Here is a 13,558-nt window from a genome sequence, read left to right on the forward strand (position 1 = left end):
CGGTCTTAGACCGCCTTGCGCACCGCATTGATCACGGTTTCAAGCCGCTCGCCCTCCACATAGGCGTCCATGGGAAGCGATACGACGCGCCCGGCCGCCGCGTCGGTGACCGGCAGTCCGCCGGGCACGGTGGGGAAGCGGGCATAGGGCGCCTGGTGGTGGATCGGCACGGGATAATACACCGCCGTAGGAACGCCTGAATCAGCCAGCGATTTGCGGAACGCGTCGCGGTCATCCACCTCGATCGTGTACTGCGCCCAGACCGACACCCCGCCATCGATCACGGCCGGGGTTTTCACCACATCGCCGAAACCTTCGGCGTAAGCGCGCGCCACGCGATTACGGCCCTCGATCTCATCAGCGAAGATCTCCAGCTTGGCCAGCAGAACGCCCGCCTGCAGCGTATCCAGGCGCGAATTCATGCCGATGCGGGCATAGGCGTAGCGCTCCTCGCCCTCGCCGTGATTTCGCAGGGATTTCAGCATCGCCATGAGGTCTTCATCGCGGGTCAGCATGGCGCCGCCATCGCCATAGCAGCCCAGCGGCTTGGCCGGGTAGAAGCTCACCGTGGCGATGTCGGCCCATTCCACCGGATGCTTGCCGTTCAGCGTGCAGCCAAAGCCCTGGGCGCTATCGGCGATGAGCATCATGCCCTCGGCCTTGCAGATCTCGGAGATCGCGGGATAGTCCGCAGGCTGGCCGAACAGATCCACCGCGATCACCGCGCGCGGCTTCAGCTGGGGCTGGGTCTTCACCCACTCGATCGCCCGCTTCAGGCTTTCGGGATCCATATTGTAGGTGTCGGGATCGATATCCACGAAGATCGGCGTGGCGCCGAGCCAGGGCACGACCTCGGCGGTGGACGCGAAGGTGAAGCTCGGCACGAAGACCGCGTCGCCGGTGCGCAGCCGCCAGGCCATGAGCGGCAGGGCCAGCGCGTCGGTGCCGTTGCCGCAGGTGAGCGCCGGGGCGTGTCCGAAGTCGGAGAGCTTGTCTTCCAGCTCGCTCACTTGCGGGCCGAGCACATAGCGTCCCTCTTCGATGATCCTGGCGATCATCGGCTCCAGCCGGTCCTTGATGCGCGCCCGCTGGGCGGCGAGGTCGATGAAGGGGATCATGGCGGGCTCTCCCTGGTCTGGCTTTCGGCGCGCGCCTGACGGGCGCGTCGCCGGACTCTGCGTTAGCGGTCCGATTACTTGATGCGCCGCCGCGACGTAAATCACGAATGGTGACGAAGCGTGACCGGAGCCGGCTTCAAGGTGGTCAGGATTTGCGGGCGGCGATAGAACACTCTCCTTCAGGAAACGCGGCACGGTCAGATCATGGATATCGTCACACTCGCGGCCGGCGCAGCATTCGCCGCCCTTCAGGTCAGCGCCCCGGCCGGCGGCGCAAGCACCGAGACATCCTGCGCCGCCATTGCGCCCGAGGGCTACACCCCGAGCGCAGCCCATGCATGGCTGGACACGACCTTGGGGGCGGCCGCCGGCGAGGTGAGTCGTGTCGGCGCGCGCCCGACCATCCTGTCGCGCCAGATGGCGATCGTTCAGACGGCCGTGTTCGACGCCTGGGCCGCCTACGACCCGGTGGCCGTGGGCACGCAATATGGCGGCGAACTGCGCCAGCCGGAGGCCGAGCGCACCGATGAGAACAAGCGCATCGCCATCGCGTACGCCACGCTGGTCGCCGGGCTTGATCAGTTTCCCGATGATGCGGGCGTGATTCTCGACGCCTTCGCCCGCGCCGGACTGGATCCCGAGCTTGTCACCCGCGACGCCTTGCGGCCCGAGGGCGTTGGCCGCCTCGCCGCCGAGGCGGTGCTGGAGGCGCGCCGCGGCGACGGCGCAAACCAGAGCGGGAGCGAGCGCGGCTCCAGCGGCGAGCCCTATTCAGACTACACCATGTATCGACCGGTGAACGGGCCCGAGCGCGTCGTGGATCCCGACCGCTGGCAACCGATCCCGGCCAGCGACGGCAGGGGCGGCGTGGCGGTCCAGCAATGGCTGACCCCGCACTGGTACCGGGTCGCGCCCTTCGGCCTCGAGCGCGCGGACCAGTTCCGCGCCCCGCCCCCACCGCTTGTGGACGGCGAACAGCTCATGGCCGAGACCGAAGAGGTCGCCCGCATGAACGCGGAACTGACCACCGAACAAAAGGCGCTGGTGGAGTTCATGCGCGACGGGCCCGGCTCAACCGGTCAGTCAGGCCATTGGCTGCAGATGTCCCAGATCGTGTCGTGCCGCGACGGCAATGATCTGGATACGGACGTGAAGATGTATTTCGCTGTCGCCAACACGGCCATGGACGCCTTCATCGCCAGCTGGGAGTCGAAAATCTACTACGACACCTCGCGCCCCTGGACGCTGGTCCGCCATTATTTTGGCGAGGAGGCCATCGCCGGCTGGGGCGGACCGGGTGCGGGCACGGTGGATCTGCCCGCCTCGCGCTGGCATCCCTATTCTCCGGCCGACTTTCCCACACCGCCCTTCGCCGGCTATCCGTCGGGCCATTCAACCGTGAGCGCGGCTGCAGCCGAGACGCTGCGCCGCTTCACCGGTTCGGATGATTTCGGCTACCAGGTGGATCTCATGGCCGGCTCGCTGACCGAGCCTGGCCATGAAGTCCCGGTCACCCTGCGCTTTGAGACCTTCACCGAGACCGCCGAGAGGGCGGGGGTCTCCCGGCTCTATGGCGGCTATCACATCGCAGCTGACAATGTGGAGGGGCTGGTCATGGGGCGGCGCGTTTCGGCCCATCTCTGGCCCGTGTTTGAAAGCTATTTTGACGGAAGTGCGCCCACGGCCCGACGCGGCCCCGACAGCCCCGCGGCGCAATAGCGCCGGTCGGCTTAGCGGTGCGAGGAGTCTTCGATCTCGCGCGCCAGCACGTCGAGCACGAGCGCTCCGAGCGGCAGGGCCAGCGCATCGGCGCCGTCGCCGCAGGTGAGCGCCGGGGCTCGTCCTAAGGCGGAGCGCTTGGCTTCCAGCTCGCTCACTTCCGGGCCGAGCACATGGCGTACCTCTTCGATAATCCTTGAGGGGTCTCGCTGGTCTGGCTGTCGGCGCGCGCCTGACAGGCGGGACACAGGAATCTGTGTCAGCGGCCTGACCAGTTGATGCGCCGCCGTGATGTAAATCGAGAATGACGGCCGAGCATGGCGTTAGAGCCGCGCTGAAGCCCGGCGCTCAGGTGTCGGGACGGACAGACCTGTTCTCACCATAGGGTGGCGATGTCAGATGAGGCTACCCGGAGCCGGCCTCTCGCGCTCAGGCGGGTCGCTCCAGGCTTGAGTTCGGAATAAATCAGGACTTCCAGCGCGTTCGAGAATGCGGTGGCCGCTTATCGTTCTTTCTCCATCTCGGCGCACACCCTTCTGTCTTGCAGATTGATTTTTCCATGGTTATTCGTCTTCTGAACTCGAAAGCTGGAGACGCAGATTGACCATCGTTAGTTTTCGTCATCGGTTTATTTTTATAAAAACCCGCAAGACGGCCGGCACTTCCATCGAGGTCGATCTGTCGCGGCGGATTGAAGCCGAAGCGATTGTCACACCCGTGCTTCCGCCCGTGCCTGGGCACACGCCGCGGAATTTCCAGAACCGGGACGACGCGCCGCGTTTCCGCAACCACATGCGAGCGAGCGAGGTGCGCGCCGCGCTCGGGCTTGAGATCTTTGACGGGTTTTTCAAGTTCTGTGTCGAGCGCGAACCGGTCGAAAAGTGCCTGTCGCACTTTCACATGCTCAAGAATCGTGATGACGAATCGGGCCTGAACGCCGACGCGCGCAGTGCGCTGACTTGGGACTCATATGTCCGCGCGGGCTCCTTCCCTCTTGATGCGGTGAAGTACGAGGATCCAGACGTCCCCGGACGGCTGCTTGTCGACCGTGTGCTCTCGTATGAACGGTTGAGTGAAGACCTCGGGGCGCTTGCAGCGGATCTCGGGATCCCGGACTTCAAGCTGCAATCGCGTGCGAAATCGGATTACCGGCGCAAGGTGCACATGACGGTCTCCGAGGTAACGGCCGAACAGCGCGCGGTGATCTACGCAGCCTTCAAGTCGACGCGGGAACTGACCGGTCTTTATCCCGGACCTGTCGCCTGAACCAAGTGACGCAAACCTTTCGCGACCTGATCGCTCGCCCGATCCAGATCGCAGTCAGGCCGAGCCGGTCTTGAAGAGTCCAGCACGGGTGAGAGGGGCCTGTCAGGCTTGTCGCCCTCATCGCAACCGCCGCGCTTCAGGTCGCCGCTCCAAGAGGAGCCCGCCGCCGGCTCGAAACGACGCTCATAGGCGCCGTCGATCAGTTCCCGGACGAGGCACATGTCACTCTCGACGCGTTTGCGCGCGCCGGGCTCGACCCTGAACTGGTCACCGGCGATCCGCCCTGCTCGAGATCATCGCCCCCCCCTCAAGCCGGCCGTAGCGCTCGAACGGGGTCAGAGCCGGCGCGCCAGGGCGTCAAGCACAAGCTCGCCAAAGGCGCGACCGGCGTGCGCTTCATCGGCAGGCGAGGCGAACTGCGCGCGCAGAAGACCGTCCTCATCCGCCGCCTCCCCCACATCCAGCGGGTTGGCGCCAGCCGCTTTGAGGTCCTCGGTCAACCGCGTTTCAAACGCCTTGCAAAGCGCCAGATAGTCCCGGCTGATCCGCGGCGGCGTTGCGACCGAGTAGACTGTGCGCCCGTGCGCGGCCAAAACGGCATAGAACTCAAGCGCTGTGCGGCGGGAGTCGGCGACCAGAGCCTCGAGCGTGGCGGAGGAGACCGCATCCGGCGAGGCCGGAGCGCCCAGCCGCTCCGCCCAGTGTGCGAAATCTCTCACGAACCGTCGGGTGTTGACCCCGATCGTCGATACGATCGGGCCGTCAAAGCTCAGAAGCGGCCGGAACCGGTCTGTCAACTGCGCCGCGCCCGGTCCGGTGAAGACAAACTCGCCGCCCTCCACACGCCAGAACGGCTCTAGAAGCTGCTTGCCGGCGCCCAGTGGCCCGCCGCGCCAGGCGACACCGCGCGCCGTCGCCGCCTCTGCGAGCGCGCAGACATGGGAATCTCCGACAAAAAACAGCTCAGTTTGCATTGTAGAAGTCGAGAATCATCTCGTTGCACTCGGCCTCGTCGCGCTGCGCCCCGGCCCGCGGCGCGCCCCGCCAAGACGTCTCGCCGCCGCAATAAGCTTTGAAGAAATGCGACATGACGAAGTCGACGCCCGGCGGTTCGACCGTGCGCATGTTCGGACCGTAAAACATCCCCCGCATGGAGGGTGAGGCGAGCATTTCGTAGCTGGGAAAATAGTCCACACGCTCGTGGCGCACCGCAGCTTCGCCGGCGACCGCGCGCAGAACCGATTTGGTGTAGGCGTTCGCCACAAGGGCGTGCATGTCCTCCGCAGTCGCCGTCAATGGCTGCGGCGAGATGGTGAGGATGATCCTGAGCGTCGGGTTGAAGGTTTGAAGGCGGATGATAACCGCCTCCAGGTCGGCCATTACTTTGTCAAAACGAAAATTCACGTGCCGGTGGATTTCCGGGTCGAATTCGCCGCCCTGGACCCCCGGGCACATCTGATAGAGCAGCCCGGTGTCGCGATGGCGCCAGGCTTCAGTCAGCCCCAGGGTCAGGATCAAAACGTCGGCCTCGGCGAACGCGGCGCGCAGCGCGCCGAAGGTCCGCGTTCGCGCCGTGCGCAGCTCGGCTTCGCTGGCGAATCCGTCCGGTTCCACCGTCGGGCGGAGCGGATCGCGGAAGCGCCCGCTCGCCTCGCGCCAGATCTCGTCGTCGAAATCAGTATCGGAAAGGGCGCGTTCGACCCACTGCTTCATAGACGCGCTGGTGTAGACATTGCCCGTGCGGGCCGTGAAAATGTCATAGCCGAAGCGCCTCGCCGATTCCGCCGACAAGCCGGGCGGCGCCGGCTCGGTTACGAGCCAGTGGAACCCTTCACGGCGCAGCGCCTTGCTGATGTTCTGTGCAAAGCACGATCCCACCGTCATGATCCGGTCGCGCGGGCTCAGGCCGAAGCGCGGCCGGTGCAGGTCGTCCAGGCCGAACGGCCCCGGATCGGCGACGCCGGTGCGCCAGAACTGACGCGCAGGCATCAAGGAGTACGGATTAGGAGCCAAACTTTCAGACGCCTCGATTAGGGGCCGCAAACGTCCGTTTCGGCACGCTGGTTCGAATGTACTGGGGCGCGACGCTAGAGAGTTTACCGGCTATTGGCGGACCGAGGCGAGCTCCACCGACATTGCGTCGATCTGCTCCTGCTGGGCCAGAGTGTAGAGCGTCAGCTCTTCGACCTTCTCCAGGAGAAGCATCTGCATCTCGCTCAAATTCACGCCGTTCTCGGCAATGTCGGCGGCGGAGGGCACGTTGGGCAGGTGGCCGTTCTCTTCGATGAAAGCCTGGACCTCGGCGAGGGTGCGCAGGTCGTAGTCAGCCTCGAAGACATAGTCGGGAACAGTCAGGGTCTGGCCGCCGGAAATGAAGTTGCCAAGAATTCTCAGATCGCCGCTGGTGGTCAACGCGAACTCCTCTCCAGGGCCGTCCGGGCTTACGAGGAGAAGTTCGGTGCCGGTCAGGCCCATACCCATGCGCCACTCGACAGCGTTAGAGCCGTTATTATCCATGATCATGGCCATGGGACCATCGTTTTGCATCCTGAGCATGGACGCGAACCCGCCGGTGCTGCGCTGGATGTGCATGCCCGCCGCCGGCGACTGGGTGCCCATTCCGACATCCCCGCTCGCAGCGACATAGAGTGAGTTGGTCGGCGCGTTAGGAACGATCTTGAACGGCAGGCGGCTGCCATTGGTCACGTCGCGGACGAAGAAGTTCGCCTCATTGCCGGCGATATCCCAGGTCTGAGCGGTGAAACCGGACGAGCCGTCCTGCTCGAGGCGCAGGGCCGGGCTGTTTCCGTCGACCACATGAAGCGGGAGCGCCGGGGTGGAGGTGCCCATGCCGATATTGCCGGTGCTGTCGATGTACAGCGAATTGTTCGGCGAGGCCGCTTCCATCACGAAGATCGTACGGCCGTTCGTGCGATCGATAAAGGCGAACCGGTTCTGCCCGCCATTGGCCGATTCGTTGGCCTGCAGCTCCCAATCGACATTGGGGAAGGACCCGGAATTGGAGGTGTCATCAAATGCGATGCGCGTATTGTTTTCTTTCAGCCGGATCGTGTCGAAGCCGAAATTCTCGTTATTCACGCAGTCCGTTCCAACGCAAAAACTGCCCTGGACAATCAGATCATCAGCGAACACCTGGTCGGCCTGGGCGCCGGCGTTCAGAGCCGCGGCGGCCGCGAATCCGGCGAGCGCAGTGCGCGCATTGAAGAATTTCGACATGGTGTGTCCCCCGTTTTAACCGCCCTCGCCGGCGCCAGGCGCGGGCTCGGGCAGGTCATCAAAAATCATGATCCGGCCGTCTTCCACGCGGAAGGCGCCGGAGGTCTGGGCGCCGATGCGCGGCGTTCCTGCGCCGGGCTCGCGTCCGTTTGAAGTCTGGTCCATGCGCGCCGCGCCGGGAACCGTCCGGGTCGTGGCGGCGCTCAATTGCCATTGGTACAGCCCGTCGGGAACCGCGCCGTGATCGCGCAGCCGCAAGGTTGGCGCCGATCGCGCGCCCTGAATTTGGGCATAATAGCTTTCCGGCCCGGACACGCTGAGCACATAATTGGTGTAGGAGCCCGATACGGTGAAGACGAGACGTTCCCCGGCGAAGCGCGGCTCGGCGTCCAGTTGCTCCTGGCCAAAAGCCGGCGCGGCGCAGGCGACCATCGCTGCAAGCAAGCTCGCAGACCCGGTCGTGATAGCCCCTGAGAGGCGAATACCCAAACGATTCAACATGGAAAACCTTATTATCCGTGCCGGAGGGTAGCTCAGCAAACAGATGATTGCACGTTTAATCTCGTGGCGCCGTGGACGCCTGCTCGGAGGCCAGCGCCCGCTGCGCCTCGCTCATGCGTGCGAACAGCGCATCGCGGAGCGCCGCTGCGCCCGGCTCTCCCGCCGCGGCCGCGCGCACCAGCCAGCCATAGGCGGCGACATAGTCCTGCGGCACGCCAAGGCCCCGGATATAAAGCAGGCCCAGATTCAGCGACGCCGCGGCGAAGCCCTGCTCGGCCGAGGCGCGATACAGGCGCGCCGCTTCGGGAAAATTCACCGGTCGCCCGGCCCCGATCGAGAAGCGGTATCCCAGCGCAAAACGCGCCACCGGATCGCCGGCGGCCGCGGCGGCCGCATCGCGCCCCGCCGCATCCGGCGAAGGATCGAACGCCGCCAACCGGTCCGGCCACGGAACGGCGAGATCGGCGAGCAAGCCGTCCAGCCCCGTCACGTCAAAGCGCGCGGCGTCGCGATAAAGCCGCACCGCTTCAGCTTCATCGAGCGCCACGCCGAACCCGTTTTCGTAAAGCACCGCCAGATTCACAAGCGCCTGGGACAGGCCCTGATCGGCGGCGGCCTGAAACAATCCCGCCGCGCGCTCATAATCCTGCGCCACGCCGGCGCCGCGCACATACATCAAGCCAAGATTGTTTTGCGCGCGCGCATCGCCCTCGTCGGCCGCCGTCGTGAAGAGGGCGAGCGCGCGGGCCTCGTCCTGCTCGATCCCGCGCCCGTCCAGCGCCAGAACCCCCAGGCTGGTCATGGCTGGCGCATGGCCAAGATCGGCGGTGCGCGCATACCACTGCGCCGCCGCCTCGAGACGGTCCGCAGCCTCCAGCGCCAGCGCATAGTCCTGACCATGGCCGGGCGATCCCTGAAGGGCGGCGGCGGCGAGAAGCTCAAGCGCCCGTTCCCGGTCTGCGGCCCGGCCTACGCCCTCAAAATACAGCCGGCCCAGCGCGTTCTGAGCCGGGGCGTGACCCTGGTCGGCGGCGCGCTGATACCATTGCGCGGCGGCGCGAAGATCCTGACTGACCACGTCGCCGCGGCGCAAGAGATCGCCAAGCCGCGTCTGGGCATGCACGTCGCCCGATTGCGCCGCCGCCTCCAGGATCGAGGTCGCCCGGACCGGATCTCCCGCCTCCAGCGCCGCGTCCACCGCGGACGCCCAGCCGTCGCCTTGCGCCTGCGCGCCGGTGGAGGCCAGCGCGAAGCCTGCGATCACGACGGCCAGAAAGGCGAGGCGGGCGCGCATGCTATTGTTCGCCGGATGCGGTCCAGGCGCTGGCGCGCGCCTGGGCCTCTGCGAGCTGGTCCGGCGTCATGAGATCGGCCAGCGCCGAGCGCGCCTCCAGCGCCGGGGCATAGCCCTGCGCCGCCGCCAGATTGGCCCATTTATGCGCCTCCACATAATCAAGCTCCACCCCGCGCCCGGCGGCGAGCGCCCCGCTCAGGGCGAGTTGAGCCGCCGGTTCGCCGCGCTCGGCGGCGATCGTGTAAAGCTCCAGCGCCCGAACGGTGTTCTCGGGAACCCCGCGGCCCGCCCCGTAAAGCGCGGCCAGAGCGGTGGCGGCGGAGGCGTCACCGGATGCGGCCTGCTCTGAAAGCCGGGCCAGCGCAGCCCCTGAACCCAGCGCAGCGGCTTCGGCGAGGTACGCCGCCCCGTTTCCGCCCTCAGAGGCTTGCATCTGGCCGTTCGCGATGAACTCGCCGAGCTTCGCCATGGCGGGCGCGTGCCCGGCCTCGGCGGCGTTGACGTAAAACCCGAGCGCTTCGGGAAGATCCGCCGGGCCGCCCCTCCCGGTCTCCAGCATCAGCGCATAGGCGGCCTGCGCGCGCACCAGACCCTGCTCGGCGGCGCGGCCATACCAGAGGCGGGCCGCTTCAAGGTCGGTCTCAAACCCGGTTCCAGTGGCGTACATATAGCCAAGATTACTTTGCGCGCGCGGATCGCCGGCCTCGGCGCCGGCGGTGAGCCATTGGCGCGCGCGATCAAGATCGGCGGTCCGCCCCAGCGCGCCCTGCAGGTAATAGGAGCCGGCCACCGCCTGGGCCTGCACATCGCCGAACTGCGCGGCGCGGTCGAACAGATCGGCCTGCTGGCGCACATCGCTTGACGCTTCGCCCTGCTCGCGCAGCAGCCGGCCCGCCAGACGCGCCGCCTCGCCGGCGCCGGCGCTCGCGGCGCGCTCCAGCCAGTCCAGAGCGACCTCCACGTCCTGCTCCACGTGAAGGCCTTCCGCGAACATGAAGCCGACGCGCTGCATGGCCACCGCGTCGCCGGCTTCGGCCAGCGGCAGCAGACGCTCATAGGCCTCGGCCATGTCGCCGGCCTCATAGGCGGCCTCGGCCGCCGCCATGCCGTCCAGCTCCGGCCCGGGCGCGGGCTCGCCTTCCTGGCCGAACAGGAACCACCCCAAAGCCAGCCCGGCGGCGACCGCACCAGCGGCGATCAGGCCCGATTGAATTCGCACATCCACTACGCGCCCTCCCCGTCGCCCGCGCCGCGGCGCACCACGTAAAGGGCGCCCGCGTCGAAGCCGTTGTCCAACACGCTTGAAGTTCCATCCGGCCAGAGTATCGTCACTTGATCGACCCGGTCGATCTCGCCGAGACCGAAATGGGCGATGGGCGCCTCATAGGCCATGAATCCGCCGCCGGACTGGAGCTCGCGCACCTGAAGCCCCGCTGCGGTCTCGATGGCCACGCGCGCGCCGATCCCGTCACGCACGCCCACCGCGTCCTCCAGGCGGAACGCGATGGTTCGCCCTGTCTGGCTAGTGTTGGTGAACAGGGCCGGCGGCCCGTTCACCGGCGCGGTTAGAATATCCAGATCACCGTCGTGATCGAAATCCGCCGAGATGGAGGCCGCCGTGATCATGAAGTCCTGCAGACCGAAGGCTTCGGTCTCCTCGGTGAAGTGTCCGGTCCCGTCATTGCGCAGAAAGATGTTGGACGGGCTCACCTCGTTGGGCACCCAGGTGCCGTTGACGATATAGATGTCCTGCCAGCCGTCCGAATCGAAATCGGCGATCTTCACGTCCCAGCTCCAGCCGCCCACCTCGACGCCGCGCGCCTCGGCCTCATCGGAATAGATCCCGTCCTCACCGCGCACCAGGAGCACGTTGCGCCCCAGGATCTGCGCAATTCCGGCATTGGCTTCTTCCGCCGATATCGGGCGTGAAGGCTGGAAATGCACTTCGCAGAGCTGGCGGATTCGTGGCTGGGTCTCCGGCGTCAGGGCGCACAGGGAGGCGTCGCGGCGCTGAATGGCTATGTCCTTGACCAGCATGGCCCGGCATTCGTCGCGATAGACGCCCTCCATCTGCGCGCAGCGCGAGGCGTAGCCGGGATTGAAGCTGTGCCCGGACCGGTACCAGCGCTTGATCGCCATATTGGTGGTGCAGGTCTCAAGATCGTTCTCGCGCTCCACGCCGTCGCAATAGCGCGACAAGGGCTGCATGGTGAGGCGGTCGGAGACCCCGGACGAGCGCCCGGCGATCTGGGCGGTGTAGATTTCAAAACGACCGTCATTGTCCAGATCGGCGCTTTTAACCGCCATGGTGGTGGTGGTGGTGTGGGGGATGACCCCATCCTGGGCCGTCACGGCGGTCAGTCCGCCCTCGCCGTCGCCAAAGTAAAAATAGTCCGGGATTTCAAAATCATTGCCCACGACCAGGTCCGCGGCCCCGTCCTGATCAAGGTCGGAGACCAGCATGGACAGCGTCTCGCCCGGCAGGCCCGGCAGGTCGCGATAGGACGATCCGTCCAGCACGCCGTTCTCATTCAACAGGATGCGGTTGCGGCTTTCCTCGCCGGGAACGCGCCGATACCAGCCCGCCGCCCAGTTGCCCAGCGCCACGTCCAGATCGCCGTCGCCCTCGATATCGGCGAACGCCAGCGACAGCGCCATCACCGCGTCCTCGCGATTGGCAACCATGCGCCGGGCGGACAGATCCAGCGCGCCGTTGACGTTGGGGATGATGAACATTCCCTCGCGAAACGTGGTCACGAACAGATCGAGAAATCCGTCATTGTCCAGATCCACCAGGGCGGCGTTGAACACCGCCATATCGGCGATGGGCCCTAGATCGAGCGCCACCCGCTCAAACCGGCCCGCCCCGTCATTGGCGTAGACATGCAACCCCGCGGAATCGCTGGCGAACACCAGATCCAGATCGCCGTCCCGGTCGATATCGCCGCTGGAGACCGAGCGCCCCTCCCAGAAGGGCGGCCACATGTCGGCCATGGTGAACTCGATGCCGTGATCGATGCCCACACGCCAGGCTTCCTGGCGCACAAACGGCGTATCGCCGGCCGGCGAACGCGGATTGAACGGGAAGGCCTCAACGCTCACAGCGCCTGGCCCTGCAGGTCCGGCGGCGCCGGCCTGCACGCCGGACACCGGCTGAAACTCGTAGGACGCCGCGTGAGCGGACGGGACCAGAAGCTCGGACACGGTGAGCATGTCCAGCGCCCGGCTGGTCTGATGGGAATACCAGGCCTGCGCGCCCAAACCCGCCAGGAATCCCAGCGCCATGATCACCGCGCCCAGCATCGCCGCCGCGCGCCAGCCCACCGAGCCGCCCACGATGAAGAAGGAGTAGATGGAGAACGAGCCCAGCGTGAACACCAGCGTCATGATGTAGCCATGCCCCAGCCCGCCGTTCAGAAGCGCGCCGGACACCACCACGTCAAACCCGATGGGAACCGGCATGATGACGCCCACCACGGCCGCGAACGCCAGACCCAGCGGGCCGAATTCGCGCCCGGCCAGCGTTTCCAGCGGAAACAGCGTCGCCACCACCGCGCCGAGAAAACCGGCCAGCAGCATGAGCGGCACGGTGGTGTAGAGGATGAACCAGAGATTCTTCGCGTAATCGAGGCCGAAGCGCCAGGTGGCGTCGAACACGCTTTCGCCCGGCTGCGCCTCGATGTCCATGCGCGCCGCCGGCGCCGTGGGCGCCGCCGGCTCCCTGAACTCGGCCTTCTGCAGGCGTTCCTCCGGGATGAAGCGGCACAGGATCGGCACCGCCAGAAGGATCACCCCGATCGAAAGCGCAATCTTGGTCACCGCGATGTAGAAGGGCAGAAGCGAGAACGCCATGGTCACCACCACGATGTTCAACGTCGGCGAGGCGACCATTGCCGAGAGCGTCGTCTCGGCCCTGGATCCGCCGGAGTAGAGGCCCTTGGCGATGGGCGCCGCGCAGTTCACGCATACGCCCAGCGGCGCGCCCAGAAACATGCCGTAAAGCGAATTGGCGAACGGCCCCGAAAAACTGCGCCGGCGCAGATAGCCCAGCAGCGTTAGGAACGCCGCGGCGAACAGGACGCCGAAGGTCATGCCCTTCTGATTGGTCTTGATCCAGTTGATGGTGGAGATGCCGATACGTTCCAGCGTGCCGTGCTCGGGCAGGAGCGGGATCAGCGCTTCAAAGCTGAGCGGATCCTCCAGCTGGATCGCACCGCTCATCATCGCCTTCTCATCAAGGCTGGGATAGCGCGACTGGGTCCAGAACAGATAGGCCAGAAGGGCCACAAGCAGAACAGCCCAGACCATGCGCGCCTTGCGCGAGGTGAGAATGAGATCTCCCATATCGGACAAGTCCTGTTCCGCCCCGGATATTCACCCGCGACCATACCTCAATCAGCGCGCCAAGGAACCACGCCGCACC

At 66.0% G+C, this 13,558-nt stretch carries 11 protein-coding genes; 2 read left to right on the plus strand and 9 right to left on the minus strand.

The window, feature by feature from the left end; translation table 11 throughout:
* Positions 1 to 5: 5 nt before the first annotated feature.
* Positions 6 to 1,118 carry a DegT/DnrJ/EryC1/StrS family aminotransferase gene (locus ACWCOP_RS13550; protein WP_478248821.1) on the minus strand — a complete coding sequence of 371 codons (1,113 nt, stop codon included), beginning with the start codon at positions 1,116 to 1,118 and terminating at the stop codon, positions 6 to 8.
* A 204-nt stretch (positions 1,119 to 1,322) separates the two neighbouring features.
* Here ACWCOP_RS13550 and ACWCOP_RS13555 point away from each other — a divergent pair, with 204 nt between their 5' ends.
* Positions 1,323 to 2,837, plus strand: a complete 1,515-nt coding sequence (locus ACWCOP_RS13555) for a vanadium-dependent haloperoxidase (RefSeq protein WP_478248822.1) — start codon at positions 1,323 to 1,325, stop codon at positions 2,835 to 2,837.
* 11 nt (positions 2,838 to 2,848) lie between these two features.
* On the opposite strand, the gene ACWCOP_RS13560 is transcribed toward ACWCOP_RS13555, so the two are convergent.
* Positions 2,849 to 3,085 (minus strand): hypothetical protein, encoded by a 237-nt coding sequence (locus tag ACWCOP_RS13560; protein WP_478248823.1) that lies wholly within the window; start codon positions 3,083 to 3,085, stop codon positions 2,849 to 2,851.
* A 352-nt stretch (positions 3,086 to 3,437) separates the two neighbouring features.
* On the opposite strand from ACWCOP_RS13560, the gene ACWCOP_RS13565 reads away from it, so the two are divergent.
* Positions 3,438 to 4,103 carry a hypothetical protein gene (locus ACWCOP_RS13565; RefSeq protein WP_478248824.1) on the plus strand — a complete coding sequence of 222 codons (666 nt, stop codon included), beginning with the start codon at positions 3,438 to 3,440 and terminating at the stop codon, positions 4,101 to 4,103.
* A 335-nt stretch (positions 4,104 to 4,438) separates the two neighbouring features.
* On the opposite strand, the gene ACWCOP_RS13570 is transcribed toward ACWCOP_RS13565, so the two are convergent.
* The 7 genes from ACWCOP_RS13570 to ACWCOP_RS13600 form a co-directional block, all read right to left on the minus strand.
* The gene (locus ACWCOP_RS13570; RefSeq protein ID WP_478248825.1) at positions 4,439 to 5,077 is read right to left on the minus strand and encodes a hypothetical protein; all 639 of its coding nucleotides are present in this window, start codon (positions 5,075 to 5,077) and stop codon (positions 4,439 to 4,441) included.
* Positions 5,067 to 6,092: a GSCFA domain-containing protein gene (locus ACWCOP_RS13575; protein ID WP_478248826.1), complete on the minus strand. Its 1,026-nt coding sequence runs from the start codon at positions 6,090 to 6,092 to the stop codon at positions 5,067 to 5,069. Before ACWCOP_RS13575 ends, ACWCOP_RS13570 begins: the two co-directional genes overlap by 11 nt.
* 114 nt (positions 6,093 to 6,206) lie before the next feature.
* Complete coding sequence (locus tag ACWCOP_RS13580) at positions 6,207 to 7,340, minus strand: hypothetical protein (RefSeq protein ID WP_478248827.1); 1,134 nt, start codon at positions 7,338 to 7,340, stop codon at positions 6,207 to 6,209.
* A gap of 15 nt (positions 7,341 to 7,355) precedes the next feature.
* Positions 7,356 to 7,784 carry a hypothetical protein gene (locus ACWCOP_RS13585; protein WP_478248828.1) on the minus strand — a complete coding sequence of 143 codons (429 nt, stop codon included), beginning with the start codon at positions 7,782 to 7,784 and terminating at the stop codon, positions 7,356 to 7,358.
* A gap of 112 nt (positions 7,785 to 7,896) precedes the next feature.
* A complete protein-coding gene (locus tag ACWCOP_RS13590) occupies positions 7,897 to 9,135 on the minus strand; it encodes a tetratricopeptide repeat protein (RefSeq protein WP_478248829.1) in 1,239 nt (412 codons plus the stop codon).
* A 1-nt stretch (position 9,136) separates the two neighbouring features.
* On the minus strand, positions 9,137 to 10,360 hold the full coding sequence (locus tag ACWCOP_RS13595; RefSeq protein ID WP_478248830.1) for a tetratricopeptide repeat protein: 1,224 nt from the start codon (positions 10,358 to 10,360) through the stop codon (positions 9,137 to 9,139).
* Complete coding sequence (locus tag ACWCOP_RS13600) at positions 10,360 to 13,479, minus strand: FG-GAP-like repeat-containing protein (protein WP_478248831.1); 3,120 nt, start codon at positions 13,477 to 13,479, stop codon at positions 10,360 to 10,362. The genes ACWCOP_RS13595 and ACWCOP_RS13600 overlap by 1 nt, the downstream gene beginning before the upstream one ends.
* Positions 13,480 to 13,558 lie beyond the last annotated feature (79 nt).

The organism is Apolloniradiicaulis salifontis (genome assembly GCF_053756655.1).